Annotated in this window: 25 protein-coding genes; 7 read left to right on the forward strand and 18 right to left on the reverse strand. The window is 61.7% G+C overall.

All coding sequences use genetic code 11. From position 1 onward, the window contains the following. Window positions 1-55: 55 nt before the first annotated feature. Window positions 56-796, reverse strand: a complete 741-nt coding sequence (locus AC1RBA_RS24515; protein ID WP_070222685.1) for a Crp/Fnr family transcriptional regulator — start codon at window positions 794-796, stop codon at window positions 56-58. Between the two features lie 238 nt (window positions 797-1,034). Here AC1RBA_RS24515 and AC1RBA_RS24520 point away from each other — a divergent pair, with 238 nt between their 5' ends. Continuing rightward, window positions 1,035-3,131, forward strand: a complete 2,097-nt coding sequence (locus tag AC1RBA_RS24520; protein WP_070290023.1) for a putative bifunctional diguanylate cyclase/phosphodiesterase — start codon at window positions 1,035-1,037, stop codon at window positions 3,129-3,131. Between the two features lie 7 nt (window positions 3,132-3,138). Here AC1RBA_RS24520 and AC1RBA_RS24525 read toward each other — a convergent pair whose 3' ends face one another. After that, complete coding sequence (locus tag AC1RBA_RS24525; RefSeq protein ID WP_070290247.1) at window positions 3,139-4,179, reverse strand: porin; 1,041 nt, start codon at window positions 4,177-4,179, stop codon at window positions 3,139-3,141. Window positions 4,180-4,683: 504 nt separating this feature from the next. Here AC1RBA_RS24525 and AC1RBA_RS24530 point away from each other — a divergent pair. The 4 genes from AC1RBA_RS24530 (at window position 4,684) to AC1RBA_RS24545 (ending at window position 11,019) form a co-directional block, all read left to right on the forward strand. Then, the gene (locus AC1RBA_RS24530; protein WP_492403479.1) at window positions 4,684-7,491 is read left to right on the forward strand and encodes a valine--tRNA ligase; all 2,808 of its coding nucleotides are present in this window, start codon (window positions 4,684-4,686) and stop codon (window positions 7,489-7,491) included. A 114-nt stretch (window positions 7,492-7,605) separates the two neighbouring features. After that, window positions 7,606-8,073, forward strand: coding sequence for a DUF2147 domain-containing protein (locus tag AC1RBA_RS24535; RefSeq protein WP_070222691.1), 468 nt, complete (start codon window positions 7,606-7,608; stop codon window positions 8,071-8,073). Between the two features lie 275 nt (window positions 8,074-8,348). Further along, a complete protein-coding gene (locus AC1RBA_RS24540; RefSeq protein ID WP_492420039.1) occupies window positions 8,349-9,866 on the forward strand; it encodes an ice-binding family protein in 1,518 nt (505 codons plus the stop codon). Between the two features lie 13 nt (window positions 9,867-9,879). Further along, window positions 9,880-11,019, forward strand: a complete 1,140-nt coding sequence (locus tag AC1RBA_RS24545; RefSeq protein ID WP_492420040.1) for an OmpA family protein — start codon at window positions 9,880-9,882, stop codon at window positions 11,017-11,019. Window positions 11,020-11,057: 38 nt separating this feature from the next. Here AC1RBA_RS24545 and AC1RBA_RS24550 read toward each other — a convergent pair whose 3' ends face one another. From AC1RBA_RS24550 to tyrS, 11 genes are all read right to left on the reverse strand, one after another. Beyond that, complete coding sequence (locus tag AC1RBA_RS24550) at window positions 11,058-11,528, reverse strand: YaiI/YqxD family protein (RefSeq protein WP_070312433.1); 471 nt, start codon at window positions 11,526-11,528, stop codon at window positions 11,058-11,060. 32 nt (window positions 11,529-11,560) lie between these two features. Continuing rightward, a complete protein-coding gene (ruvB, locus tag AC1RBA_RS24555; protein WP_034749202.1) occupies window positions 11,561-12,616 on the reverse strand; it encodes a Holliday junction branch migration DNA helicase RuvB in 1,056 nt (351 codons plus the stop codon). A 6-nt stretch (window positions 12,617-12,622) separates the two neighbouring features. Continuing rightward, complete coding sequence (ruvA, locus tag AC1RBA_RS24560; protein WP_492420041.1) at window positions 12,623-13,201, reverse strand: Holliday junction branch migration protein RuvA; 579 nt, start codon at window positions 13,199-13,201, stop codon at window positions 12,623-12,625. Between the two features lie 58 nt (window positions 13,202-13,259). Further along, window positions 13,260-13,799 (reverse strand): crossover junction endodeoxyribonuclease RuvC, encoded by a 540-nt coding sequence (gene ruvC / locus AC1RBA_RS24565; RefSeq protein ID WP_121668449.1) that lies wholly within the window; start codon window positions 13,797-13,799, stop codon window positions 13,260-13,262. Between the two features lie 180 nt (window positions 13,800-13,979). Beyond that, the gene (purH, locus tag AC1RBA_RS24570; RefSeq protein WP_492420042.1) at window positions 13,980-15,566 is read right to left on the reverse strand and encodes a bifunctional phosphoribosylaminoimidazolecarboxamide formyltransferase/IMP cyclohydrolase; all 1,587 of its coding nucleotides are present in this window, start codon (window positions 15,564-15,566) and stop codon (window positions 13,980-13,982) included. A gap of 107 nt (window positions 15,567-15,673) precedes the next feature. Further along, complete coding sequence (locus AC1RBA_RS24575; protein ID WP_008445162.1) at window positions 15,674-15,907, reverse strand: helix-turn-helix domain-containing protein; 234 nt, start codon at window positions 15,905-15,907, stop codon at window positions 15,674-15,676. 191 nt (window positions 15,908-16,098) lie between these two features. Further along, window positions 16,099-17,151 (reverse strand): tRNA dihydrouridine synthase DusB, encoded by a 1,053-nt coding sequence (dusB, locus tag AC1RBA_RS24580; RefSeq protein ID WP_492420043.1) that lies wholly within the window; start codon window positions 17,149-17,151, stop codon window positions 16,099-16,101. A gap of 121 nt (window positions 17,152-17,272) precedes the next feature. Next, window positions 17,273-17,917: a histidine phosphatase family protein gene (locus tag AC1RBA_RS24585; RefSeq protein WP_492420044.1), complete on the reverse strand. Its 645-nt coding sequence runs from the start codon at window positions 17,915-17,917 to the stop codon at window positions 17,273-17,275. Between the two features lie 3 nt (window positions 17,918-17,920). Continuing rightward, window positions 17,921-18,553 carry a YbhB/YbcL family Raf kinase inhibitor-like protein gene (locus AC1RBA_RS24590; protein ID WP_492420045.1) on the reverse strand — a complete coding sequence of 211 codons (633 nt, stop codon included), beginning with the start codon at window positions 18,551-18,553 and terminating at the stop codon, window positions 17,921-17,923. Between the two features lie 26 nt (window positions 18,554-18,579). Beyond that, window positions 18,580-19,029, reverse strand: coding sequence for a D-aminoacyl-tRNA deacylase (gene dtd / locus AC1RBA_RS24595; RefSeq protein ID WP_492420046.1), 450 nt, complete (start codon window positions 19,027-19,029; stop codon window positions 18,580-18,582). Next, window positions 19,026-20,291, reverse strand: a complete 1,266-nt coding sequence (gene tyrS, locus AC1RBA_RS24600) for a tyrosine--tRNA ligase (RefSeq protein ID WP_492403491.1) — start codon at window positions 20,289-20,291, stop codon at window positions 19,026-19,028. The genes dtd and tyrS overlap by 4 nt, the downstream gene beginning before the upstream one ends. 154 nt (window positions 20,292-20,445) lie before the next feature. On the opposite strand from tyrS, the gene AC1RBA_RS24605 reads away from it, so the two are divergent. Together AC1RBA_RS24605 and AC1RBA_RS24610 are read left to right on the forward strand one after the other, a co-directional pair. After that, a complete protein-coding gene (locus AC1RBA_RS24605) occupies window positions 20,446-21,813 on the forward strand; it encodes a M23 family metallopeptidase (protein WP_070289999.1) in 1,368 nt (455 codons plus the stop codon). A 141-nt stretch (window positions 21,814-21,954) separates the two neighbouring features. After that, window positions 21,955-23,049 (forward strand): anhydro-N-acetylmuramic acid kinase, encoded by a 1,095-nt coding sequence (locus AC1RBA_RS24610; protein WP_492420047.1) that lies wholly within the window; start codon window positions 21,955-21,957, stop codon window positions 23,047-23,049. 169 nt (window positions 23,050-23,218) lie between these two features. Here the strand turns inward: AC1RBA_RS24610 and erpA are convergent, their stop codons facing one another. The 5 genes from erpA to rplM all read right to left on the reverse strand — a co-directional run bounded on the left by erpA (window position 23,219) and on the right by rplM (window position 26,194). After that, window positions 23,219-23,581, reverse strand: a complete 363-nt coding sequence (erpA, locus tag AC1RBA_RS24615) for an iron-sulfur cluster insertion protein ErpA (RefSeq protein ID WP_029496047.1) — start codon at window positions 23,579-23,581, stop codon at window positions 23,219-23,221. A gap of 94 nt (window positions 23,582-23,675) precedes the next feature. Continuing rightward, window positions 23,676-24,065, reverse strand: a complete 390-nt coding sequence (locus AC1RBA_RS24620) for a bactofilin family protein (protein ID WP_070290243.1) — start codon at window positions 24,063-24,065, stop codon at window positions 23,676-23,678. Window positions 24,066-24,155: 90 nt separating this feature from the next. After that, window positions 24,156-25,193: an N-acetyl-gamma-glutamyl-phosphate reductase gene (gene argC / locus AC1RBA_RS24625; protein WP_070312424.1), complete on the reverse strand. Its 1,038-nt coding sequence runs from the start codon at window positions 25,191-25,193 to the stop codon at window positions 24,156-24,158. A 170-nt stretch (window positions 25,194-25,363) separates the two neighbouring features. Continuing rightward, window positions 25,364-25,756 (reverse strand): 30S ribosomal protein S9, encoded by a 393-nt coding sequence (gene rpsI / locus AC1RBA_RS24630; RefSeq protein ID WP_010393285.1) that lies wholly within the window; start codon window positions 25,754-25,756, stop codon window positions 25,364-25,366. 9 nt (window positions 25,757-25,765) lie between these two features. Then, window positions 25,766-26,194: a 50S ribosomal protein L13 gene (rplM, locus tag AC1RBA_RS24635; protein WP_010393282.1), complete on the reverse strand. Its 429-nt coding sequence runs from the start codon at window positions 26,192-26,194 to the stop codon at window positions 25,766-25,768. Between the last annotated feature and the right edge of the window lie 86 nt (window positions 26,195-26,280).

Below are 26,280 nucleotides of genomic sequence, written 5' to 3' on the forward strand. Positions count from 1 at the left end.
GAGTACATAGGTAGCCTGGGCTAGGACAATAATAAAAGAGAGGGAAATGCGGCGTTTAGCGGCCTTGGCGCTGGCGCACGTCCGACAGCAGGCGCGTGAATTCCTTCTTCACGACGCCATAGCATTCGCACACATGGCCTTCGAGGCCGGCGCGGTCCAGCACGGAGATATGGCCACGCCGGTAGCTGATGAAGCCGCGCGTCTGCAATCGCCCCGCCGCTTCCGTGACGCCTTCGCGGCGCACGCCCAGCATGTTGGCGATGAGTTCCTGCGTCATGGTCAGCTCGCGGTTCGGCAGGCGGTCCATGGTCAGCAGCAGCCAGCGGCACAGCTGCTGCTCCACCGTATGGTGGCGGTTGCACACGGCCGTTTGCGACATTTGCGTGATCAGCGCTTGCGTATAACGCAGCAGCAAACGCATGACGGGGCCGGCGCGGTCGAACTCTTCCATCAGCAGGTGGGCCTTGAGCCGGTAGCCGACGCCGCCTGTCTGCACGACGGCGCGGCTCGGTGTCGAGTTGCCGCCCATGAACAGCGACACGCCCACGATGCCCTCGTTGCCGACGCCGGCGATCTCGGACGAGCCGCCGTTTTCCAGCAGGTAATGGATGGAAACGATGGCCGTGGTGGGGAAGTATACATACTGCAGCTTGTCGCCCGAGTCGTAGATCACATCGCCCAGCAGCATGGAGACTTGCTCCAGATGGGGAGCCAGGCGCGCGAAATCGGCGTCGAGCATGGCGGCGAGTAAATGGTTTTGATTCGGGTTGTGCAGCTGGGCATGCGGACTCGACATGGGCAGTTTTCCTGGTTTCCAGTCGTCAGCTAGGGAGAGAAGTGAAAGACGTCCGAACGAGGGGCGCCATATGCAGCAGCGTAACACAGCGCCTGCACAGTGGCCCGACTATATTTCTTGCAAGCATGCTTGTCCGTTCGCCAGCGAACGGACCCTGCGGCGCCTGCCGCCCTACAGTCAGTCACTGCCAGAGCTGCCGGATCATGGATCGGCGCCGGCGCTGCTACCGGACGCCATCATGCAATCATTCTTCAAACGTATCTCCATTTCCGTCTCCATCTCGGCCCTGATCACCCTGACGGTCGGGCTGTGCCTGACGGCCCTGTGCTACGCCTCGGCACGCCAGATCGAGTCGGAAAGCAGCAAGCTGTTGCTGCAGTACTACGCCAGCGGGCATACGCTGGGCGCGGCCCTGCTGCCGGCCAAAGGCATGGCGCCCGATGCCAACCATCGCGGTTCGCTGTATGTGCTGCTGGGCGGACTGCTGTCGAGCCTGCTGGCAACGGCCTATGTATACCAGCTGGTGTCGCGCAATTTCGTGATTGCCCGCATCACGGGCGAACGCACGGCGGCGCTGCAGTTTGCCAATTTGCGCCTGTCCGAAGACATCGCGGCGCGCATGCGCAATGAAAAGTCGCTGCGTTTGCGCGAACGCATCATCGAAGTGTCGGCCAACGCCATCATCCTGTGCAGCGCCGACGCACCCGGCTACCTGATCGAATACGTCAATCCCGCCTTCGAGCGCATCACCGGCTATGCGGCCGGCGAAGTCATCGGCCAGCGCCTGGAAGACTTGCAGGGTCCGGAGCAGGGGCGGCAAGACATGCATCAGATTACGGCCGCACTGCGCGAACAGCGCGAAGGCAAGGCCATCGTGCGCAATTTCCGCAAGGATGGCAGCACTTATTGGAGCGAGCTGTTCGTCGCGCCCGTGCGCGACGATGGCGATGGCGCCGTCAGCCACTTTGTCGTGGCGCAATACGACATCAGCACCGTCATGCGCTTCGAGCAGGAACTGGAATTCCAGGCCCGGCACGATATCCTGACGGGGCTGGCCAACCGCGCCCTGCTGCGCGAACGGCTGGAACAGGCGATGGCCGTGACGCGGCGCAGCGGCCAGCCCCTGTGGGTGGTGTTCATCGATCTCGACCGCTTTAAATTCGTCAACGACACCCTGGGCCACGATGCGGGCGACCTGGTGCTGAAAAACGTGGCCGAGCGCCTGCGCGACGCCACGCGTGAAGTCGACACGGTGGCACGCCTGGGCGGCGACGAATTCGTGCTGCTGTTGCCACAGCATGGCGCTGGCGAACCGGGCGCCGCCATCCTGCAGCGCATCCAGGACGCCGTGGCGCAGCCGCTGCAACTGGGCGAATATGAATTTTTTCTCAGCTGCTGCATGGGCGTGGCCGTGTATCCCGACGATGGCCAGAATGCCGACACCTTGATCAAGCACGCCGACATCGCCATGTACCGCGCCAAGGAACAGGGACGGGGCCACTGGCAATTCTATGCCTCGGGCATGAATTCAGGCACCCTGGAACAACTGGGACTCGAGAGCGAATTGCGCCACGCCCTGGAACGCGGGCAGTTTCACCTCGAATACCAGCCCCAGCTGGATCTGGCCAGCGGCGCGGTGGTGGGCATGGAAGCGCTGCTGCGCTGGCAACATCCGCAACTGGGGCGTATTCCACCTGCCAGCTTCATCGGCCTTGCCGAGGAAATGGGCTTGATCACGCCCATCGGCGACTGGGTCCTGCGCACGGCGTGCGCCCAGACACGCGCCTGGCAGCTGGCAGGCCATGGTCCGCTGCGCCTGGCCGTGAACCTGTCGGCACGACAATTCAAGCAAAGAAATCTGCTGCACGCTGTGGCACAGGCGCTGGCCGAGACAGGTCTCGACGCCGCCCATCTGGAACTGGAATTAACGGAAAGCATGGTCATGCATAACGTGGAGCAAGCCACCGCCATCATGGCCAACCTGAAGGCGCTGGGCGTGCAACTGTCCATCGACGACTTCGGCACCGGCTATTCCAGCCTGGCCTACCTGCGCCACTTCCCCATCGATGTATTAAAGATCGACAAAACCTTCGTCAGCGACATCACGCACAGCGACGACGATGCGGCCATCGTGCGCGCCATTATTTCGCTGGCGCACAGTCTGCGCCTGAAAGTGATCGCCGAAGGCGTGGAAACGGCGCAGCAGCTGGCCTTCCTGCGCCAGCATGGCTGCGACCAGATGCAGGGCTATCTGTTCAGCCGCCCCCTGGCCGCGCCCGCCTTCGAAGCATTATTACGCCAAGGCAGCATGTTGCCGGCCCTGGCGATGGGTTGACCAGGCGTTAAAACGCGTGGCGCAAGCCGACGTTGAAGGCGCGGTTGCCCGTGCCCACTTCCGTGGCATTGCCCACCATGTAGGCGGCGTCGTTGCGGTTGCGGATATGCGCGTAGGCAAGATACACCTTGCTGCGCTTGGACAAGGCGTACGTGGCGCCGATGGCCAGCTGCTGCGCATCGCGGTTGGCGCTGTCGCGGTCATCCTTGCGCACATACGAGGCCAGCAAAGTCGTCGCGCCCAGCGGCACGGAGACGCCAACGATGGCGTCGCGGCTGTCGTTCGACGCGGTGGGCGCCTGCGCCGCGCCATATGGGTTTTCCGCGAAGAACATGGTGCTGCCCTCGCCCGTGTTGCGGCCATAGCCGGCAAACGCCGTGGCCACGCCGAAGTTGTAGTTACCGGCCAGAATCGTGTTGTTCGCGTCGGCCTTACCCGGCTCGCCCGCACGGCTCTGGCGCGCCAGGCGCAAGGTCAACGGACCGTTGACATAGCCGAGGGCCAGACCCAGCGAGCGCTGGTCCGCCGCCACACCCGTGTGTTCGCCGGCGCCATACATGACGGTGCCCGTCACGCCGCGCCATTCCGGCGAGGTGTAGCGCACGGTATTGTCGATGCGCGTGGCCGAATAGCCGGCCAGGTTGGTCGCCGCGCCGGCATAGCCGCCTTCGAACGGGTCGGCCACGTCGGTCAACGCCTGGCTTTGCAGGTTGTACTGGCGGCCCACGGTCAGCATGCCCAGCGGGCTGTCGAGGCCGACAAACGCCTGGCGGCCGAACAATTGCCCCGCCTGGTCCGAGCGGCCCGTATCGCCCTGCACGCCCGCTTCCAGGGTGAACACGGCTTGCCAGCCATTGCCCAGCGACTCCGTGCCGCGCAGGCCCAGGCGCGAGCCGGCCGATATGCCACTGGTGAGCTTGCTGATGCCGCCTTCCTGTACCAGGCCCGCGTCCATCAGACCATAGACATCAACGGACGACTGGGCTTGGGCGGCAGGCAAGGCGCCCAGAGTGGTGGCAAGACCGGCAACGATGGCGATTTTTTTCATGATGATTTCCTTGTAAAAGCGCAACCAGGAAAGCGGCGGCCACGGCAAGGCCGCAGGCGGCAAGGCGCCAAGCGGGGTATGCCGTATCAAAAGACGACGCGCCGGACAACAGATCCTGGCTAAGCTGTGGCGGCAGCGGCGTGCAATGGACGTGCCGCTTTGATTCCGCCGTGAATGGTGCACCGCTGGCGGTGCGCGTGGCTCAGGCGCCCGGCCCGAAGGGGACGCGCTGAAGGTGGCTGGCATCGCAGATGCGCTGGCCGTGAGACGCGGACGAGTGCTGGATATGAAACTTTAATGCAACCGCGTCTGCTGGCGCCGTCCGCAAGGATGGGGCAGGAGGCGCCGAGGCCGGCATTATAACATCGGCAGCGCGCTTATCTCCGTTCTGTTGCGGCCAAACGGCCCGCAAAGCCGCCAAAACACTGAAAAAGGCCGCTTGCCACGCTGCAGGCGTTGCCGCGTCATCTATAATGGTTCCTTTTGCCAATCACACGCCAAATCATGGAATTAGCCAAGTCTTTCGAGCCCGCCGACATTGAACAATTCTGGCGCACCGAGTGGGAACAGCGCGGTTACTTTACCGCCACCCTCGATGCCGGAAAACCTTCCTTCAGCATCCAGTTGCCGCCGCCGAACGTCACCGGCACCTTGCACATGGGCCATGCGTTCAACCAGACCATCATGGATGGCCTGACCCGCTACCACCGCATGCTGGGCCACAACACGGCCTGGATTCCCGGCACCGACCACGCGGGCATCGCCACGCAAATCGTCGTGCAACGCCAGCTGGACGCGCAAAAGATTTCGCGCCATGACCTGGGCCGCGAGAAATTCGTGGAAAAAGTGTGGGAGTGGAAAGAAAAATCGGGTTCCATCATCACCGGGCAGATGCGCCGCCTGGGCGCCTCGGCCGACTGGCAGCGCGAATACTTCACGATGGATGAGCCGCGCTCGAAAGTCGTCACCGACGTCTTCGTGCGCCTGTTCGAGCAAGGCCTGATCTACCGCGGCAAGCGCCTCGTCAACTGGGACCCCGTGCTGGGCACGGCTGTGTCCGACCTGGAAGTGGTGTCCGAAGAAGAAGACGGCTCCATGTGGTACATCAAATACCCGCTGGCCGACGGCAGCGGTTTCCTGACGGTGGCCACCACGCGTCCTGAAACCATGCTGGGCGACGTGGCCGTGGCCGTCGATCCGACGGACGAGCGCTACACGGCGCTGGTGGGCAAGATGCTCAAACTGCCGCTGACGGACCGCGAAATCCCCATCATCGCCGACGAATACGTCGACAAGGAATTCGGCACCGGCTGCGTGAAGATCACCCCCGCGCACGACATGAACGATTACGCCGTGGGCCAGCGCCACAAACTGGCGCAGATCGTCATCCTGACCCTGGACGCGAAGATCACCGACGACGCGCCCGAAGCGTATCGCGGCATGGACCGTTTCGCCGCGCGCAAGCAGATCGTCGCCGACCTCGATGCGCAAGGCTTGCTGGAACAGGTCAAGCCGCATAAATTGATGGTGCCGCGCGGCGACCGCACGGGCGTCGTCATCGAGCCGATGCTGACGGACCAGTGGTTCGTCGCCATGAGCAAGCCGGCCCCGGAAGGCACCTTCTTCCCCGGCAAGTCGATCGCCGAGACGGCGCTGGACAAGGTCGCCAATGGCGAAATCAAGTTCGTGCCGGAAAATTGGAGCACCACCTACAACCAGTGGCTCAACAACATCCAGGACTGGTGCATCTCGCGCCAGCTGTGGTGGGGCCATCAAATTCCGGCCTGGTACGACGACAAGGGCAATATCTTCGTTGCCAAGACAGAAGCGGAAGCCATCGCCAAGGCGCAGGCCGCCGGCAGCACGGGCCCCTTGAAACGCGACGACGACGTGCTCGACACGTGGTTCTCGTCGGCCCTGGTGCCGTTCTCGACCATGGGTTGGCCTGAAGAAACACCGGACATGAAGGCCTTCCTGCCCTCGTCCGTGCTGGTGACGGGTTTCGACATCATCTTCTTCTGGGTCGCGCGCATGGTCATGATGACGGCGCACTTCACGGGCAAGGTGCCGTTTGAAACCGTCTACGTGCACGGCCTGGTGCGCGATTCGACGGGGCAGAAGATGTCCAAGTCGAAGGGCAACACGCTCGACCCGATCGACCTGATCGACGGCATCGACCTGGAAGGCTTGATCGTCAAGCGCACCACGGGCCTGATGAACCCGCGCGACGCGGAAAAGATCACCAAGGCGACGCGCAAAGAATTCCCGGAAGGCATTTCCGCCTACGGCACGGACGCCGTGCGCTTCACCATGGCCAGCTACGCCTCGCTGGGCCGCAACATCAACTTCGACCTGGGCCGCTGCGAAGGCTACCGCAACTTCTGCAACAAGATGTGGAACGCCACCCGTTTCGTCATGATGAATACGGAAGGCAAGGATTGCACCCCGAACGAGGCCGACCTGTCGCAAGCGGACAAGTGGATCATCTCCCTGCTGCAAAAAGCGGAACTGGACGTGGCCAAGGGCTTTGAAGACTTCCGTTTCGACAATATCGCCGCCACCATCTACAAGTTCGTCTGGGACGAGTATTGCGACTGGTACCTGGAAGTAGCCAAGGTGCAAGTGCAGCAGGGCACGGAAGGCCAGCAGCGCGCCACCCGCCACACCCTGCTGCGCGTGCTGGAAGTGGTGCTGCGCCTGGCCCACCCGATCATCCCGTTTGTCACGGAAGCCCTGTGGCAGACGGTGGCGCCGCTGGCCGGCAAGACCCTGAAAGCTGAGGGTGATTCGATCATGATGCAGCCGTATCCGATCGCCAACACCGACAAGATCGATGAGTCGGCCGAAGCGTGGATGCAGCAGCTGAAAGCCTTGACGGACGCGACGCGCAACCTGCGCGGCGAAATGCAGATCTCGCCATCCGTGCGCGTGCCGCTGATCGTCGAAGCGGGCAATGCGGCGGAAAAGGCCGCGCTGGCGTCGTACGCACCGTACATCCAGTCGCTGGGCAAGCTGGCTGAAGTGCAGATCGTCGATGCGCTGCCGGACTCGCCGGCCGCCGTCGCCATCGTCGGCACCACCAAGCTGATGCTGAAAGTGGAAATCGACGTGGCGGCCGAACGCGAGCGCCTGGGCAAGGAAATCGCCCGCATCGAAGCGGAAATTGCCAAAGTAAACAGCAAATTAGGCAATGAAAGCTTCGTCGCGCGCGCCCCGGCCGCCATCGTTGCGCAAGAAAACGAGCGTTTGCTCAGTTTTTCGGCGACAATTGAAAAACTGCGCGAACAGTTTGCTAAACTAGCCAGCGCATAAGGCAGGTTTGGAAGGATTGCGCGGCGTCCCCGTGACGCCGCGCAGCACCACTGGTCTTGCCTTGGTATATAAACTGTTCGTGACCCGATCAAAAAAAACCATTGGAGACTAGCGATGCATAAAGTATTCACAGCAAGCATTCAAGCAAGCGTACTGGTGGCCGCCCTGGCCATCGCCGGCAGCGCCATCGCGCGCGATGACAACCACACCCCTGTCGGCACCTGGAAAACCATCGACGATGCCAGCGGCAAGCCGAAATCCCTCGTCGTCATCACGGAAAGCAACGGCGTCTTGCAAGGCAAGATCGACAAGCTGTTCCGCGCCCCGAATGAAGAGCAAAATCCGAAGTGCGACAAGTGCACGGGCGCCAACAAGGACCAGCCCATCGTCGGCCTGGTGATCCTGTCCGGCCTGAAATATGACGGCAAGGAATGGACGGGCGGCGAAATCATGGACCCGGCCAATGGCAAGACCTACAAGAGCAAGGCCGAACTGATTGAAGGCGGCACCAAGCTGCAAGTGCGCGGCTATGTCGGCGTGCCGATGTTTGGCCGCTCGCAGACGTGGGTACGCGAAGACTAAGCAGCACACGTATGCCCTGTCGAAGCCGGTCGCTGCGCCGGCTTTTTTGTGTCTGTATTCCGCACACGGCCGTTGTTTTCCAGGCCGAATCGCTCGCGTTTGCGCCATTTTCCTGCCAAAGGCAGGCTATGCGCGCCACCGAACATACTTGAAGTTTCCTAAATGAAATAGTGCATGCCTGTGACGCCATCGCCTGTAGCGAAAAGCGGCATGGCTCTGCCGGATGACCTCATCCGCGGATGCCCGGCAATGATTGCCATGCACAAAGGAACTATATGAACCTCTTCAAGCGATATCTGAATCCGCTGCTCGTCTCGGCAGGTTTGCTGGCCATGGCCGCCCTTGCCGGTTGCGGCGGCGGCGACCAGGGACGCGATCCCATCCTCGGCTTGCCGGGCGCCACCTTGTCCAGCCTGGCCGTCACGCCAGCCACGGCCACGGTCACCATCGGTGCGGGCCAGCAATTCACGGCCATCGCCACGTATAGCGACGGCTCGTCGCAAGACGTCAGCGCCAAGGCGGCCTGGGCGTCGGCCACACCGGCCAGCGCGACAGTCAATGCCGCCACAGGCTTGAGCACCGGCATCGCTGCCGGCAACAGCAACATCAGTGCCGCGTTTGGCGGCAAGAGCGCAGCGGCCCAGTTGACCGTCACGCCAGCGACCTTGCTGGCTATCGCCGTCACGCCGCAAAGCCCCATCGTGCCCGTCGCCGCGACGCGCCAGCTGGCCGTCATTGCCACCTACTCGGACAACAGCACGGCTGACGTCACGGCCAGCAGCAGCTTCCTTGCCGTCACGCCCGCTTTCGCCACCGTCGCCAGCGGCGGCCTCGTCACCGGCGTTGCCTTTGGCACCAGCGTCATGAACGCCAGCTTCAACGGCAAGACGGCCAGCACCACCATCACCGTGCCGGCCACCAGCATCGTCAGCATCGCCGTCACGCCGGCCACCGCCAGCATCGCTGTGGGCGCCACGCAGCAATTCATTGCCACCGCCACTTATTCCGACAGCTCGAACGCCATTGTCACCAACAGCGCCGCCTGGACCTCGGGCACCGTTGCCAATGCCACGGTACTGAACACGGGCATCGCCACCGGTGTTGCCACCGGCACCAGCAGCATCACCGCCACGGCCGGCGGCCAGTCGGGCAGCGCGCTGCTGACCGTCACCGCTGTCGCCATCCCGCCCGTCCTGAACCCGATCTTCCTGGGCCGCGCGGCACCTTTCGGCGTGCTGGCAGGTACCTCGATCACGAACAATTCGGGCGGCACCACGCTGATCACGGGCGACGTCGGCTCACCTTCGCAAACGGTCGATCCGACCCAGGCGGCAGGCTTTACCAACTACAAGTCGGGCGCCATCCTGGCCGGCGCCATGACGGATTTGCAAGCGGCAATCACGGATGGCAACAGCCGTACGTGCGACGTCAGCTTTGCCGGCGGCATCGACCTCGGCGGCCAAACCTTCGGTCCCGGCGTGTATTGCTATGCGGGCGCCATCAGCATCACGGGCACCCTGACCCTGAACGGTCCTGGCGTGTACATCTTCCGCACGGCGCTGACCCTGAACTCGACCGTCAACTCGGTGGTTGCCCTGAACAATGGCGCCACGGCCGACAACGTCAGCTGGCTGCCCGTCGGCCCCACCACCCTGGCCGCCAACAGCGTCTTCAAGGGCAATATCCTGGGCCAGTCGGCCGCCATCACGGTGGGCGACAATACGACCCTGCTCAATGGCCGCGTGCTGACGGCCGCCGCCGTTACCCTGCGCAACAATCAGATCACCAAATAATCGGGACATGACCATGACTATCGCACACACACTGGGCGCCCTGAGCGTGATGGCCGGCGCCTTGCTGGCGGCCCAATCGGCGCAGGCGCAGGACAACACCTTCATCAACCCGGACTGGGCCAACAGCGCCTGGTACATCGGCGCGGGCGCGGGCCAGTCGCGCGCCACCATCGACGAGCCGCGCCTGCGCGCCAGCCTGGCCGCCAACGGCGAAACCGTCACCGGTTTCAGCAAGGACCAGCGCGACACCGGCTATAAACTGTTTGTCGGCCGCCAACTGAACCAGTATGTCGCCGTGGAAGCCGGTTACTTTGACCTGGGCAAGTTCGATTTCAAGTCGACCACCAGCGGCAACGGCGTACTGAACGGACAAGCGGCCTTTCGCGGCGTGAACCTGGACTTGCTGGGCCAGCTGCCGCTGTCGCAGCGCCTGTCGTTGCTGGGCCGTGTCGGCATGCACTACACCAAGACCAACACGGAGTTCAGCGGCAACCGCCTGCTGGGTTCGGCCAATACCCATGCCAGCGAACGCAAGCTCAACGCCAAGCTGGGCCTGGGCCTCGAATACAAGTTCAGCGAAGCGCTGGCCCTGCGCGGCGAAGTCGAGCGTTATCGCCTGAACGACGCCGTCGGCAACCGCGGCGATGCGGACCTGTATTCCGTCAGCCTCGTGTATAAACTGGGTCGTCCGGCCACCGCCACGCCCGCCTACCAGCCGGCGCCCGAGGTCGCCCCCGTCGTCACGATGGCGCCGCCCTTGATCGAGGCCAAGCCGGCGCCAGCCCCCGTGTCGGAAAAAGTGTCGTTTGCTTCCGAAGCGCTGTTTGATTTCGATCAATCGACGCTCAAGCCGCAAGGCAAGGCGGCACTGGACCAGCTGCTCGGTCAACTGACGGGCATGGACCTGGAAGTCATCGTCACAGTCGGCCATACGGATGCCGTCGGTCCGGATGCCTACAACCAGAAGCTCTCCTTGCGCCGCGCCGAAGCCGTCAAGGCTTATCTGGTGGCGCAGGGTGTCGAGACGAGCCGCGTCTACACGGAAGGCAAGGGAGAAACCCAGCCCGTGGCCGACAACACGAGTGCCGCCGGCCGCGCCAAGAACCGCCGCGTGACGGTGGAAGTCGTGGGCACGCGCAAAGTCATGCGTTAAGTTTTACGCGCACAAAAAACCGGCTTGCGCCGGTTTTTTTACGTCTGCGGCGCTGCCGGCTTGCGGTGATGCTTGCTCAGATGCCGGTCCAGGCTGTTGGCGAACTGTTGCCGGTCCGACTGGCTGAAGGCGGCCGGGCCGCCCGTGTCGACGCCGCCGCTGCGCAATTCTTCCATGAAGGCGCGCATCGTCAATTGCTGGGCGATATTGTCTTTCGTATAAAACTCGCCGCGCGGGTTCAGCGCGAAACCGCCCTTGGCCAGGACGTCGGCCGCCAGCGGGATGTCGCCCGTGATGACGAGGTCGCCGGGATTGAGCAGCCGCACGATTTCCTGGTCGGCCACGTCGGCGCCAGACGGCACTTGCACGGTGCGGATGAAACGCGAGGGCGGCACCCTCAAACCCTGGTTGGCGACCAGGGTGAGCGGCAACTCCAGGCGGTCGGCGACTCTGTACAAAATTTCCTTGATGACCACGGGACAGGCATCGGCGTCGATCCAGATCTGCATGCCCACGTTCGCTTGCTCACCCGCTTCCGCCATCACAGTTCCCACGCTTCGCCGCCCGGGCCCATGCGCGGCGCGCTGACGCCGAAGTGCAGGTAGGCGGCCGGCGTGGCGACACGGCCACGCGGCGTGCGCTGCAGGAAACCTTGCTGTATCAGGTAAGGTTCCAGCACGTCTTCGATGGTATCGGCCGCTTCGCCGATGGCGGCGGCCAGATTGCCGATGCCGACGGGGCCGCCGCCGAACTTGAACAGCACGGCTTCGAGCAATTTACGGTCCATCACGTCGAAACCGGCGGAATCGACGTCCAGCATGGCCAGCGCGCGGTCAGCCACCACCTTGGTGATCTCGCCATTGCTTTTGACTTCCGCGAAATCGCGCACGCGGCGCAGCAGGCGGTTGGCGATGCGGGGCGTGCCGCGCGCGCGCTGGGCGATTTCATGCGCGCCTTCCGGGTCGATCGGTGCCTTCAGCAAGGCGGCGCTGCGCGTGACGATCTTCGTCAATTCGCCCGTGTTGTAGAACTCGAGGCGCGCCACGATGCCGAAGCGGTCGCGCAGCGGATTGGTCAGCATGCCGGCGCGCGTGGTGGCGCCGACTAATGTAAACGGCTGCAGATCGAGTTTCACGGAGCGGGCGGCCGGGCCTTCGCCGATCATGATGTCGATCTGATAATCTTCAAGCGCCGGATACAAAATCTCTTCGACGACGGGGGACAGGCGGTGGATTTCATCGATGAACAGGACGTCGTTCGCTTCCAGGTTCGTCAGGATTGCCGCCAGGTCGCCCGGGCGCTCCAGCACGGGCCCGGACGTCTGGCGCAGATTGACGCCCATTTCGCGCGCGATGATGTGCGCCAGGGTCGTCTTGCCCAAGCCAGGCGGGCCGAACAGCAAGGTATGGTCGAGCGCTTCCTTGCGCTGGCGCGCGGCCGTAATAAAAATTTCCAGCTGGTCGCGGATCTTTTCCTGTCCCACGTACTCGTCGAGCTGCTTCGGGCGCAAGGCCCGTTCGATCGCCTCTTCGTTGTGCGAGATGGGCGCCGCGTCGATGATGCGCTGTTCCGTGAAGCTGTCGGTCTGGATGCTCATGCCCTATCAGCCTTTCGACAGCGCTTTCAGCGCCAGTTTGATGCCGTCCGACACGCCGCTGCCGGCCGGCACGTTTTTCACGGCGGCCAGCGCTTCCTTGTCGGAATAGCCGAGCGCGACCAGCGCATTGAGGATGTCCGATTGGGCATCGGGCGCCGCATGCGCACCCATCGGACCGAGATCCGCACCGATCTTGCCCTTCAATTCCAGCAGCAGCCGTTCGGCCGTCTTCTTGCCGATGCCAGGCACTTTCACCAGGCGGCCGGAATCCTGCAGGGTGATCGCTTGCGCCAGGTCGGTGATCGTCATGCCGGACAGGATGGACAGCGCCATGCGCGCGCCCACGCCCGTGATCTTGATCAACTGGCGGAACACGGCCCGCTCGGCCGCATTGCCGAAGCCAAACAGCAAATGCGCATCCTCGCGGATGGCCTGGTGCGTGAACAGCACGACTTTTTCGCCCACGTGGGGCAGGTTGTAAAAGGTGCTCATCGGCACGTCGACTTCATAGCCGACGCCCTGGCAATCGACCAGCAATTGTGGCGGATTTTTTTCAAGCAAAATACCGGAGAGACGGCCTATCATCGCGTGTTCCTAATGTTGTGTATCGTAGTTTTTATTAATTATGAGGGCCATGCCGCAGTTAACCTACTAAACGGCCGCGCTTCATGCGCAAGCCCTGCAATTGCGGCGCCAGCGCGCCGAGCATGGCCAGCGCATCGATGCTGTTGGCATGGCAAATGGCCACGCCCAGCGCATCGGCCGCATCCGTACCGGGCAAGCCGGGCAGCGACAGCAGGCGCGACACCATGTCCTGCACCTGCTCCTTGGCCGCCTTGCCGTGGCCCGTGACGGCCTGTTTCACTTGCAGGGCCGTGTATTCGGCCACCGACAGGTCGGCGTGGACCAGCGCGCAAATGGCCGCGCCCCGTGCCTGGCCCAGCAGCAAGGTCGATTGGGGGTTGACGTTGACAAACACTTTTTCGATGGCCGCGCAATCGGGCTGGTAGGTGCCGACGATTTCGCTCACGCCCCGCAGGATGACCTTCAGGCGCGGCGGCAATTCCCCTTCGGAACCCGTCTTGACGGTGCCCGACGCGATATAGCGCAGCTTGTTGCCGTGTTTTTCAATGACCCCAAAGCCGGTCGTGCGCAGGCCAGGATCGATGCCAAGAATAATCATCGCCAGATTCTATAATGAATACGGCAGGCACCGGTGAATAACCGGTGCCTGCCGCTGAGTACCTTATCGAGAGCTGTAGGTCGGATTAGCGGTACGCGTAATCCGACATGCGTCGCCAACTGCGCTTGTCGGATTACGCGCGGCCTTCGGCCCCGCTAATCCGACCTACTCTCTTCACTATCAATGACGGAAGTGACGCGTTCCGGTATACAACATCACGACGCCGCGCTCGTCCGCCGCATCGATCACTTCCTGGTCGCGCATGGAGCCGCCCGGGTGGATCACGCAGGTCGCGCCCGCGTCGACGACAACGTCGAGGCCGTCGCGGAACGGGAAGAAGGCGTCCGACGCCACCACGGAACCGGTCAGCGACAAGCCCGCGTTTTGCGCCTTGATGGAAGCGATGCGGGCCGAGTCGATACGGCTCATCTGGCCTGCGCCCACGCCCAGGGTCATGTTATTGCCGCAGAAAACGATGGCGTTCGACTTGACGAATTTCGCCACTTTCCAGGCGAACATCAGGTCGGCCAGTTGCTGCGGCGTCGGCTGCAGCTTGCTGACCACGCGCAAGTCGCCGATGCCGACGTTTTTCGCGTCCGGCGATTGCACCAGCAAGCCGCCACCGACGCGCTTGAAGTCCATGGCGTGCACGCCGCTGCCCAGCGGGATTTCCAGCATGCGCACGTTTTGCTTGCTCGACAGAATCTGTTTCGCTTCGGCGGAGAACGACGGGGCGATCAGCACTTCCACGAACAGCTTGGCGATTTCGCCGGCGGTGGCGCCGTCCAGTTCGGTATTAAACGCGATGATGCCGCCGAATGCCGAGGTCGGGTCCGTCTGCAGGGCGCGCGCGTACGCTTCAGCCGCGTTCTTGCCCAGGGCCACGCCGCACGGGTTCGCATGCTTGACGATGACGCAGGCGGCGCTTTGCTCGAAGCCGCCCATGCTCTTCACGCATTCCCAGGCAGCATCGGCATCGGCGATGTTGTTGTACGACAATTCCTTGCCTTGCAACTGGCGGTAGTTGGCCAGCGCGCCATCGGTGGCGACGAGGTCGCGGTAGAAGGCGGCGCTCTGGTGCGGGTTTTCACCGTAGCGCATGTCTTGCACTTTCTCAAATGCAACGTTGAGGATTTGCGGATAGGCGCCGCGCTCGGCGTGCACCTTCGTCGGGCCCAGGCTCGTCAGGTAGTTGGTGATGGCGCCGTCGTATTGCGCCGTGTGCGCAAAGACTTTTTTCGCCAGCATGAACTTGGTGTCATAGCTGACGTCGCCGGCCTGGCCATCGGCCGAGCGCATTTCCGCCAGCACCGCGTCGTAGTCGGTCGGGTCGCAGATGACGACCACATCCTTGTGGTTCTTGGCCGCCGAACGCAGCATGGTCGGGCCGCCGATATCGATGTTTTCAATCGCGTCTTCCAGCGTGCAATCGGCCTTGGCGACCGTGCCCTGGAACGGGTACAGGTTGACCACCACCATGTCGATGGTCGGCATGTCGTGCTCGACCAGTTTCGACATGTGCTCAGGGAAATCGCGGCGCGCCAGGATACCGCCGTGCACTTTCGGGTGCAGGGTCTTCACACGGCCATCGAGCATCTCCGGGAAACCCGTGTAATCGGCAACTTCCGTGACAGGAACACCGTTGTCTGCCAGCAATTTGGCGGTGCCGCCGGTGGACAGAAGGTTGACGCCGAGGGCGGACAGGGCGCGGGCTAAGTCGAGAACGCCGGTCTTGTCGGAAACGGAGAGGAGAGCTTGTTTGATCATGGCTGTGGCTAGGTGGTTAAGTGTTCTTGGCGAATGGCGCAGCAATCAGCTATCAGGCCGGGCCCGCTGCGGCGGATTCAAATCTTGGCGTCACTTGCATGCCGGCATTACAGCAAACCGTGCTCCTGCAATTTCTTGCGCAGGGTATTGCGGTTGATGCCCAGCATCTGCGCGGCGTGCGACTGGTTGCCATCGGCGCGTGTCATCACGACTTCCAGGATGGGCTTTTCCACGGTCAGCACGACCATGTCGTAGATATTCGATGCTTGCTGTTCGCCCAGGTCATTGAAGTAATCTTCTAGACTTTTCTGTACGACTTCCTGAATGCTTTCTTTGCTCATTTTTATGCTTCAACCGGCTGAACACCTGGCCATCCGGCGCCGCGCCGCTCATGCGGTCCGCGTGCTGCCCTCTTGCCTCGGTGTTGTAATTAATATTGCATGACGCTCTGTATAGGCGTTCGCCCTTGTACTTCTTATCACTCGTACTTATCGCTATTGCTACCAACTTATGCAACTGCCTTGCTATCTGCTCATGCTGCCGTGGCCGCAGGTTTGATCACATCGATCAGGCCACTTTCACTGGATTCGGCGAGGCGGTATTGTAACCGTTCGCCAAATTTCCATTGCGACTCAAAAAATTGATCGACGGCCAGCAACTGCGCATCCGTCGACTCCAGCAAGTTCATTTCCTGGCGGAACGCTTCGCCGCCTTCCAGATCCTTGACGTACCAGCCGATGTGCTTGCGCGCCGTGCGCACGCCGAGAAACTCGCCATAAAACGCATAATGGGCGCGCAAATGCTCGTCCATCAAGGTACGCACTTCATCCACGTACGGCGCCGGCAACAAGGTGCCGGTGCGCAGGAAATGGTCGATCTCGCGGCAAATCCACGGCCGGCCCTGTGCCGCGCGGCCGATCATGACGGCATCGGCGCCCGTTTGATCCAGCACAAAACGGGCCTTTTCCGGAGTGGTAATGTCGCCGTTGGCCACCACGGGAATGCCCACCGATGCTTTCACGGCAGCAATCGTTTCATATTCGGCATCGCCCTTGTAGCCATCGGCACGCGTGCGGCCGTGCAGGGTCAGCATCTGGATGCCCGCTTGCTCGGCGATGCGGGCGATGGTCAGGGCATTCTTGTTGGAACGGTTCCAGCCCGTGCGAAACTTCAGGGTGACGGGCACGTCGACGGCGTTGACGACGGCGTGCAGGATCTTTTCGACCAGGATTTCATCTTGCAGCAGGGCCGAACCGCACCAGCTGTTGCACACCTTTTTGACGGGGCAACCCATGTTGATGTCGATGATCTGCGCACCCCGGTCCACGTTGAACCTGGCGCAGTCGGCCAGGTCCTGCGGATCGGCGCCGGCGATCTGCACGGCTTTCGGCTCCATTTCGCCGTCGTGATCCGTGCGGCGCGCGCTTTTTTCCGTTGCCCACAGGCGCGGATTCGACGCCGCCATCTCCGACACGGCATAGCCGGCACCCAGCTGCTTGCACAACTGACGGAAAGGCCGATCCGTCACGCCCGCCATGGGAGCGACGAAAACATTGTTGCGCAGAATGTGAGGGCCGATTTGCACTGAAGAACCTGGAATGGACGGAGGAACCTGCTATTTTAACCGATTCCCTGCCTATTTAATAAGCACTATTTTTTTGGATCAGTGCGTCAGAGTGAGGATGGCGCCGTCGCTTAGGGCACTCTTACCCCAGCTCGTCCATCGCGGGCGCGCTCAGGTGCTCGATATTTCCCCAGTGCACCAAATGCAGCTTGCCGTCCGCATACGAGAAGCGATTGACGCTGGCATTTTTGACCTGGAAGTCGCGCGGACTGTCGAGCGTCATGCCGACCGCCTCGCGGTAAGCGCACTCGAGCACGCCGCCGTGCGCCACGATGGCGATCGTCTGGCCGTCATAGCGTTCGGCCCAGCGGGCGATGGCGCCATTCGCGCGTGCGTAAAACTGGCGGAAGCTCTCCGCGTCGCGCTCGCCCGACGGCATCACGGCGTCGATCTGGCGCGATTGCCACTGCGCATACTCGTGCGGATAGCGCGCGGCAATATCCGCATACAGCAAGCCTTCGAAGGCGCCATAACAGCGCTCGCGCAGCAAGGGGTCGGTCTGCACGGGTAAATCTTTCAACTGAGCAACGGCTTGCGCCGTCTGCTGCGCGCGCTGCAGGTCGCTGGCGATGATGGCGGCCAGTGCTTCGTCGGCCAGCGCCTGCCCCAGCGCGGCCGCTTGCGCCAGGCCCGCCTCGTTCAGGGCGATGTCGATATGGCCCTGCAGGCGGCGGTCCGCATTCCAGGCCGTTTCGCCATGGCGTATCAATAAAATCGTGGTGCTCATGCGTTATTTCTTCAGGGTAAGTGCCAACTCGGGATTGAGCGAGTAGGCGACGACGAGCTGGACTTCGTCGAGGATGTGGCCGTAGAGCGCGGCATGGGCTTGCTGCCCCGTAAAACGCTCGGGCAGCTCCAGGCGCGGCACGTCGAGCGCATACAGGCGGAAAATATAGTGGTGGATGCGCTCGTCATTCCACGGCGGGCACGGGCCATCATAGCCGTAATAATCGCCGGCCATGGCGGCGTCGCCGGCAAACCAGCCCGTGTAGTCGTTGATGCCCTGGCGCAGTCCAGTACCTGCAGCCTTGCCGCGCGGCGTGATGCCGCTGGAAAATTCGCCGGCGGCAATAGAACGCATGGTGGGCGACAAGTCGAGCAAACTCCAGTGATAAAAGTCGCCGCGCAGCGCCGTCAGCGGCAGGGACTGGTCGTCGCGGTTGGCCAGGCGGGCGTCTTGCGGCGCATCGGAATCGATGCAGAACAGGGCCAGCGACTCGGTGCCGTTGGGCACCTCGTCCCAGGCCAGATGGGGATTGCGGTTGCCGGCGAGGCGCACGCGGCTGGCCGGATCGATCTCGGCAAAGGCATAGTCGGCCGGCATCAGGCCGCCATCACGAAACGTCTCGCTCCACAATTTCATCGCTTGCTCCTCTTTATATTTTTTAGTTATTGCTTTGCGTTTACTTGTAGCCAGAACGTGACGGGGCCGTCATTGGTGAGCGACACCTGCATGTCGGCGCCGAACTGCCCCGTTTGCACGGTCGCATGGCGGCTGCGCGCCTGATCCACGAAATGCGTGAACAGGCGCAAGCCATCCTGCGGCGCGGCGGCCGGCGTAAACGACGGGCGCGTGCCGGACTTGGTGTCGGCCGCCAGGGTGAACTGCGGCACCAGCAGCAAGCCGCCTGCCACGTCTGTCACGCTGCGGTTCATCTTGCCCGCCTCGTCGGCAAACACGCGATAGCCGAGCAGTTTGGTCAGCAGGGCGTCCGCTTCCTTTTCCGTATCGCCCCGCTCCGCGCACACGAGCACCATCAGGCCGGCGTCGATGGCGCCGACGGTGGCGCCGCCGACGTCGACTTTCGCCTGCGTGACTCTCTGCAGCAGCGCGATCATGCCGTCAAGGTGACGCGCGCGAAACTGCGCTTGCCAACTTGCAACACGAATTCGCCGGCCGCCACTTGCAGGCCCTTGTCGCTGATGACGGTGCCGTCGATACGCACGCCGCCCTGGTCGATCTTGCGCATGGCTTCCGATGTCGACGGGCACAGGCCAGCCTGTTTCAGCAATTGCGGGATGCCCAGCGGGGCGCCGGCCAGGGTTAATGCCGGGATATCGTCGGGAATGCCGCCCTTCGAGCGGTTGACGAAGTCGGCCAGCGCATCTTCGGCCGCCTGCTGCGAGTGGAAACGGGCGACGATTTCTTGCGCCAGCGCAACCTTGGCGTCGCGCGGATTGCGCCCTTCCTCGACTTCGCGCTTCAGCTGGGCCAGTTCGGCGATCGAGCGCCACGACAGCAGCTCGTAGTAGCGCCACATCATGACGTCGGAAATACTCATCAGCTTGGCGAACATGGTGTTGCCCGGTTCCGTGATGCCGATGTAGTTATTCTTCGACTTGGACATTTTTTCCACGCCATCCAAACCTTCCAGCAGCGGCATGGTCAAAATACACTGCTGCTCCTGTCCGTACTGCTTTTGCAGTTCGCGGCCCACCAGCAGGTTGAACTTCTGGTCCGTGCCGCCCAGTTCCAGGTCCGATTTCAGGGCCACCGAGTCGTAGCCCTGCATCAGCGGGTACAGGAATTCATGGACGGAAATCGGAATGCCGCCCTGGAAGCGCTTGGTGAAGTCGTCGCGCTCGATCATGCGCGCCACCGTGTAGTGGGAAGCGAGCTGGATGATGCCGCGCGCGCCCAGCGGATCGCACCACTCGGAGTTATAGCGGATTTCCGTCTTGCTGGCATCCAACACTAAAGATGCTTGCGCGAAATACGTCATCGCGTTAATCTCGATCTGTTCCTTGGTCAGCGGCGGGCGCGTGACGTTGCGGCCCGAAGGGTCGCCGATCATGGAAGTAAAATCGCCGATGAGGAAAATGACTTGATGGCCGAGGTTTTGCAGCTGGCGCATCTTGTTCAGCACGACAGTGTGGCCCAGATGCAAGTCGGGTGCAGTCGGGTCCAGGCCCAGTTTGATGCGCAGTGGAACACCAGTTTTCTCGGAGCGCGCTAATTTTTGCGCAAATTCGCTTTCGATCAAGAGTTCATCGACGCCACGCTTGGTAATCGCGAGGGCTTCTTGTACTCTGTCCGACAGTGGAAGCGCGGTCTGAGCGGCGTTAGCCTTTGTAGGCGATGCGGTGGTGTTGATTTCCATAAAATTTGACTATAAATCTCAAAATGGTGGTAGGTTTGCGGAGTTTGCTATAATGCTCGATCCCATCAATCTTGCCGTATGAAAACGAACCAAAATAACAATAACAAAGAGCACTAGTTCACGAATCGTTCAAGGGCAAATTTTAACTGATTGCATGAACCCTATACATAAAATCACAGGCTCACGCTTGTACACACAGCTGACGACGACACGCAAGGCGCGCATTATTGGCGCATCCGCGGTGCTGCTCGCCGTGGCCGCCTTCGGCGCGGTCGCTGTGTCGCCCATGGCGCCCGACGCATCGGACTTGCCGGTCACGTCCATCGCCCAGAACCTGGAAATGCCTGATCTCGCCTCGCAAATTTCCGCGATGGAACAGGTAGACCAGAATTTCACCCACGAAGAAAAAGTCCGCGCTGGCGATACCCTCGCCACCCTGCTGACCCGTCTCGGCGTGGATGATCCGGCGGCGGCCAATTTCATCAAAACCGACAAGATCGCGCGCGGCGTGATGTTGCTGAAATCAGGCAAGCGCGTGCAAGCGCAAACGACCGAAAACGGCGACCTCAACTGGATGCGCGCCACCCTCGTCGACGGCACCGACAAATCGGTCAAGAACATCCTGATCACCCGCAAGGGCGACAAGTTCGTGGCCACGGAAGTGGCAGCCCAGCTGGAACGCCGCGTTGAAATGCACGCGCGCAAGATCACTTCCACCCTGTTCGCCGCCACCGACTCCAGCCTGGACGGTACCCGCCTGCCAGACTCGATTTCCGCGCAAATCGTGGAAATGTTCTCCACCAATATCGACTTCCGTTCCGACCTGAAACGCGGCGACTCGTTTAATGTGGTCTACGAAACATTCTGGCAAGATGGCGAATTTGTCCGAGCGGGCCGCATCCTGGCCGGTGAATTCACCAACCGCGGCACGACTTACCAGTCCGTTTGGTTCGAAGACCCAGCCAGCAAGCAAGGCGGCGGTTACTACAGCTTCGACGGCAAGTCCCTCAAAAAAGCCTTCCTGAAATCCCCCCTCGAATTTTCCCGCATCTCGTCCGGCTTCTCCATGCGCGTGCACCCGATTTCCGGCAACTGGAAAGCACACAAGGGCATCGATTTCGCCGCAGCAACGGGTACCCCTATCCGCGCTTCCGGTGACGGCGTGGTCGATTCCGTCGGCAGCCAGAACGGCTACGGTAATGTTGTTGTTCTGAAACACTGGGCCAACTACAGCACCGCCTACGCCCACATGAGCCGCTTCGCTTCGGGCCTGAAAAAAGGTCAAAAAGTCAGCCAGGGCGATGTGATCGGCTACGTCGGCACCACCGGCTGGTCCACGGGCGCCCATTTGCACTATGAATTCCGTGTCGGCGGCGTGGCACAAGATCCAAGCAAGCTGAACGTACAAGCCCAGGCGCCATTGACGGCCGCCGAGCTGAGCCGCTTCCGCATGGTCTCCGCCGACATGATGCACCGCTTCACCCTGCTGCGTCCGAACGACACGGCACTGGCGTCGCGTTAAACGACATTCCAACACTGCCTTCGGGCAACCCATAAAGGCACCGCCCATGCAGATGGCCGGTGCCTTTGTTTTTTCCCGCGTGCACACGGCACAAATGCGGCACAATGCACCCCATCACTTATGCATTCAAGGACAACCCCCATGCTGTATATCGGTCTGATGTCTGGCACCAGCCTCGATGGCGTCGATGGCGCGCTGGTCGACTTTTCCGACGATGGCGGCACGCGCAGCCTGGGCGACGCCTACATTGCCTTTCCCGCCAGCCTGCGCGCCGACCTGATGGCCTTGCAAAGTGCCGGCCAAAATGAAATCGAACGCGAAGCGCTGGCGGCCAATCAGCTCGTGCGCCATTACGGCGAATGCGTCGCCCTGCTGTTGAGCGACGCGGGCATCGGCCCGGACGCCATCGCCGCCATCGGCGCGCATGGCCAGACCATCCGCCACCGCCCCGAGCTGGGCTTTACGCGCCAGTTGAACAACCCGGCCCTGCTGGCGGAACTGACGGGCATCGACGTCATCGCCGACTTGCGCAGCCGCGACGTGGCGGCCGGCGGCCAGGGCGCGCCGCTGGTGCCCGCTTTTCACCAGGCCATTTTCAATTTGCCAGGCCACACGCGCGTGCTGGCCAATATCGGCGGCATCAGCAATATCAGCGTGCTGCACGCGGACGGCACAGTAACGGGCTACGACACGGGCCCCGGCAACGCGCTGATGGATGGCTGGGTCTTGCAGCACCTGGGCCAGCCCTACGACGCCAATGGCGCCTGGGCCGCCACGGGCAAAGTCTTGCCTGCCCTGCTGGCGGATTTGCTCGACGATCCCTATTTTGACTTGCCGGCACCGAAAAGCACGGGCCGCGACCTCTTTCACGCCGACTGGCTGCAAGGCAAGCTGGCGAATCACCGTGGCGCCCAAGCCGCCGACGTGCAGGCGACCCTGACCCAGCTGACGGCCGCCAGCCTGGCGCACGCCATCGCACGCGACGGGGCGCAGGCGGAAACCGTGTATGTGTGCGGCGGCGGCGCGCAGAACGCCAGCCTGATGGCGGCGCTGGCCCGGGAATTGCCGGGCATGGCGGTGGAATCGACGGAAGCGCTGGGCGTTGCACCCAGCCAGGTCGAAGCACTGGCGTTTGCCTGGCTGGCCTGGCGCTTTACACAGCGCAAGCCGGGCAACTTGCCGGCCGTGACGGGTGCGCAGGGCTTGCGGGTGCTGGGCGCGCTCTACCCGCGCTAAGCGGGCGCAGAAACACAAATAGCGGATGGATGATCCGCTATTTTTATATTGCGCCTGTAAACCGGCGCGCCTGAAAAACGTTCAGGGCAAGGCGCATTGCCAAAGACAGTACGAAGAGTACGGCGAGGCAATGCAACGCCACCATGGACGTTTTCTCAGGTGTGCCAGCTTATACCGAGAACGACGAACCGCAACCGCAGGTGGAGGTAGCCGTCGGATTCTTGATCACGAACTGCGCGCCTTCCAGGTCATCCTTGTAGTCGATTTCCGCGCCGACCAGGTACTGGTAGCTCATGGAGTCGATCAACAGCTGGACGCCGTTCTTGACCATGGTGGTGTCATCTTCGTTGACGATTTCGTCAAAGGTGAAGCCATACTGGAAGCCGGAACAGCCGCCGCCCTGCACGAAGACGCGCAATTTCAGGTCGGGATTGCCTTCTTCTTCGATCAGCTGCGCGACTTTTTCAGCGGCGCTATCGGTAAAGATGATAGGCGAAGGGATCACATCTTGCATTTCAGCGACTGCATTCATTTCAGACTCCTCAGAAAACATAGCCTCATTATAGACTGTTGGCACAACTCGCGCTGCGGCGGCCGCAGAGGCGGTTGGCCGGTGTTGTTCCTGCTCACATTTCCGACACGGCCAGGTGCAGCACGGGGTCGGCGCTGTCGTGGCGGCTGAGCTTGCCCTGCACCAATGCGCCGCTGTGCATTTCCAGCACCTTGTAATAGACCTCTCCTACAATGCGGGCTTTGGGCTGGATTTCAAGCATTTCGGACACGTACACGGGGCCATTGATCTCGCCGCTGACGACCAGGCTGGAGCAGCGCACTTCGCCATCGATGCGCCCTGCCTCGCCCAGCACTATATGCGTGGGCTCGCCCGCCTCGCCCGTGACGTTGCCGCGCACATGGCCATCGATGCGCAAGCCGCCGCAAAACAGCAAGTCGCCTTCGATCCGCGTGGAAGCGCCAATCAGGGTGTCGATGGGGTTTTTCGCGTTGCGCTCGAACATGAACGTCATCCTGTTGGTATACGTGGCAGTCCAATTTAGCACAGGTCCGGCAAAAAGGCGCCGGACCCGCGCAAGCACGGCTGCCTATTTTTACGGCAGCAAGGCGATATGTTGCAAACCTGCTGTTTCTTTCAAGCCAAACATCAAGTTCATGCACTGCACGGCCTGGCCCGAAGCGCCCTTGACCAGGTTATCCTGCACCACCAGCACGATGACGGTATTGCCGCCCTCAGGGCGGTGCAAGGCCAGGCGCAGCATGTTCGAGCCGCGCGTGGAACGGGTTTCCGGGTGCGAGCCGAATGGCATCACGTCGACGAAAGGCTCGTCCTTGTATTGCGTTTCGAACAAGGCTTGCAATTCTTCATTGCTGACATCCTTGTTCAGCTGCGCGTACAGGGTCGAATGCATGCCGCGGATCATCGGCACCAGGTGCGGCGTGAAGGTCAGCGCCACTTTCTCATCCGTGAAACGCTGCAGTTGCGCCGTCGTTTCCGGCAGGTGGCGGTGGCCGGCCACGCCATAGGCCTTGAAGCTGTCGCTGCTTTCCGAGAACAGGATGCCGATTTCCGCCTTGCGGCCGGCGCCGGACACGCCCGACTTGCAGTCGGCGATCAAGCCGCCCGCATTGACGAGGCCCGCCTTGAGCAGCGGGTAAAAGCCCAGCTGCATGGTGGTCGGGTAGCAACCGGGGTTGGCGATCAGCTTTGCCTGCTTGATGTCTTCGCGGTTCAGTTCCGGCAAGCCATACACGGCCTCGGCTATCAGCTCGGGGGCCGTGTGGGGAATCTTGTACCACTGCTCGAACTTGGCCTGGTCTTTCAGGCGGAAGTCAGCGGCCAGGTCGATGACTTTCACGCCGGCGGCCAGCAGAGCTGGCGCTTGCGCCATCGCAACACCATGCGGGGTCGCGAAGAAGACCACGTCGCACTGCTCCAGGTTCGCCTTGTCCGGCGAGGAAAACGCCAGCTTGACGTGGCCACGCAGGGAAGGATACATGTCGGCAACGGGCAAGCCATCTTCCTTGCGCGAGGTAATCGCCGTCAACTCGACATCTGGATGGGTAGCGAGCAAGCGCAGCAACTCCACGCCCGTGTATCCAGTGCCGCCGACGATGCCAACTTTGATCATGTTCTTTCCTTGTGTATAGATTGCATAAAGATGAAGGGAAACGCTCCCCCTGCGGGTTTTCCGCGTATTTTACAGCGCAACGCAGAGTCACGCTGAAATGCAAAAAAGCCGCGGGACCGAAGTCCAGCGGCTTTTCGACCAGCACCCCGCAAGGTGCTGTAGCGTAGAAATTAACGCTTCGAGAATTGCTTTGCGCGACGTGCTTTGCGCAGACCAACTTTTTTACGCTCGACTTCACGTGCATCGCGGGTCACGAAGCCGGCTTTCGCCAGTTCCGGTTTCAGCGCTGCATCGTAGTCGATCAGAGCGCGGGTGATGCCGTGACGAACTGCACCAGCCTGGCCCGACTCACCGCCGCCATGGACGTTGACTTTGATGTCGAAACGCTCGACATTGCCGGTCAGTTCCAGTGGTTGACGGATGACCATCAGACCCGTTTCGCGCGAAAAGTATTCGTTTGCTGGTTTGCCGTTAACAACGATCAAGCCTGTGCCAACTTTGATAAAAACCCGAGCCACTGCACTTTTGCGACGGCCGGTTCCATAATTGTAATTACCGATCATGTCAGTTCCTTAGAGAACAAGTGCTTTAGGTTGCTGAGCAGCGTGCGGATGGGAACCTTCCGCGTACACTTTCAGCTTCTTGATCATTGCGTAGCCGAGTGGGCCTTTAGGCAGCATGCCTTTGACCGCTTTCTCAAGCGCGCGACCTGGAAAACGCTGTTGCATTTTCTGGAAGTTGGTTTCGTAGATGCCGCCTGGATAGCCAGAGTGACGGTAGTAAATTTTCTCAGTAGCTTTGGTACCGGTCACACGCAGTTTGCCTGCGTTGATGACGACGATAAAGTCGCCGGTATCGACGTGAGGAGTAAATTCTGGTTTGTGTTTGCCGCGCAGTCGGAGTGCCACTTCGCTGGCAACACGTCCGAGGACTTTGTCCGTCGCGTCAACCACGAACCAATCGCGCTGGACTTCATGTCCTTTAGCGGAAAATGTTTTCATGTTGACTTCCTAATAGATTACACGCTCAAATGGTGGTTCCGCCGATGTTGCTGTGCGGACTCTGCCTTATTTACTTTTCCTGAGCG

The sequence above is a fragment of the Janthinobacterium sp. GW823-FHT03B06 genome (assembly GCF_058796955.1).

Bases quoted from the DNA above. Each gene is read 5' to 3' on its own strand.
- AC1RBA_RS24545 (WP_492420040.1), top strand. From the start codon at position 9,880: ATGACTATCGCACACACACTGGGCGCCCTGAGCGTGATGGCCGGCGCC.
- dtd (WP_492420046.1), bottom strand. From the start codon at position 19,029: ATGATCGCGCTGCTGCAGAGAGTCACGCAGGCGAAAGTCGACGTCGGC.
- AC1RBA_RS24605 (WP_070289999.1), top strand. From the start codon at position 20,446: ATGAACCCTATACATAAAATCACAGGCTCACGCTTGTACACACAGCTG.
- AC1RBA_RS24515 (WP_070222685.1), bottom strand. From the start codon at position 796: ATGTCGAGTCCGCATGCCCAGCTGCACAACCCGAATCAAAACCATTTA.
- AC1RBA_RS24525 (WP_070290247.1), bottom strand. From the start codon at position 4,179: ATGAAAAAAATCGCCATCGTTGCCGGTCTTGCCACCACTCTGGGCGCC.
- AC1RBA_RS24535 (WP_070222691.1), top strand. From the start codon at position 7,606: ATGCATAAAGTATTCACAGCAAGCATTCAAGCAAGCGTACTGGTGGCC.
- purH (WP_492420042.1), bottom strand. From the start codon at position 15,566: ATGATCAAACAAGCTCTCCTCTCCGTTTCCGACAAGACCGGCGTTCTC.
- rplM (WP_010393282.1), bottom strand. From the start codon at position 26,194: ATGAAAACATTTTCCGCTAAAGGACATGAAGTCCAGCGCGATTGGTTC.
- AC1RBA_RS24590 (WP_492420045.1), bottom strand. From the start codon at position 18,553: ATGAAATTGTGGAGCGAGACGTTTCGTGATGGCGGCCTGATGCCGGCC.
- ruvA (WP_492420041.1), bottom strand. From the start codon at position 13,201: ATGATAGGCCGTCTCTCCGGTATTTTGCTTGAAAAAAATCCGCCACAA.
- erpA (WP_029496047.1), bottom strand. From the start codon at position 23,581: ATGAATGCAGTCGCTGAAATGCAAGATGTGATCCCTTCGCCTATCATC.
- AC1RBA_RS24530 (WP_492403479.1), top strand. From the start codon at position 4,684: ATGGAATTAGCCAAGTCTTTCGAGCCCGCCGACATTGAACAATTCTGG.
- AC1RBA_RS24540 (WP_492420039.1), top strand. From the start codon at position 8,349: ATGAACCTCTTCAAGCGATATCTGAATCCGCTGCTCGTCTCGGCAGGT.
- AC1RBA_RS24585 (WP_492420044.1), bottom strand. From the start codon at position 17,917: ATGAGCACCACGATTTTATTGATACGCCATGGCGAAACGGCCTGGAAT.
- argC (WP_070312424.1), bottom strand. From the start codon at position 25,193: ATGATCAAAGTTGGCATCGTCGGCGGCACTGGATACACGGGCGTGGAG.
- AC1RBA_RS24520 (WP_070290023.1), top strand. From the start codon at position 1,035: ATGCAATCATTCTTCAAACGTATCTCCATTTCCGTCTCCATCTCGGCC.
- AC1RBA_RS24610 (WP_492420047.1), top strand. From the start codon at position 21,955: ATGCTGTATATCGGTCTGATGTCTGGCACCAGCCTCGATGGCGTCGAT.
- AC1RBA_RS24620 (WP_070290243.1), bottom strand. From the start codon at position 24,065: ATGTTCGAGCGCAACGCGAAAAACCCCATCGACACCCTGATTGGCGCT.
- tyrS (WP_492403491.1), bottom strand. From the start codon at position 20,291: ATGGAAATCAACACCACCGCATCGCCTACAAAGGCTAACGCCGCTCAG.
- ruvB (WP_034749202.1), bottom strand. From the start codon at position 12,616: ATGAGCATCCAGACCGACAGCTTCACGGAACAGCGCATCATCGACGCG.
- rpsI (WP_010393285.1), bottom strand. From the start codon at position 25,756: ATGATCGGTAATTACAATTATGGAACCGGCCGTCGCAAAAGTGCAGTG.
- ruvC (WP_121668449.1), bottom strand. From the start codon at position 13,799: ATGATTATTCTTGGCATCGATCCTGGCCTGCGCACGACCGGCTTTGGG.
- AC1RBA_RS24575 (WP_008445162.1), bottom strand. From the start codon at position 15,907: ATGAGCAAAGAAAGCATTCAGGAAGTCGTACAGAAAAGTCTAGAAGAT.
- AC1RBA_RS24550 (WP_070312433.1), bottom strand. From the start codon at position 11,528: ATGCAGATCTGGATCGACGCCGATGCCTGTCCCGTGGTCATCAAGGAA.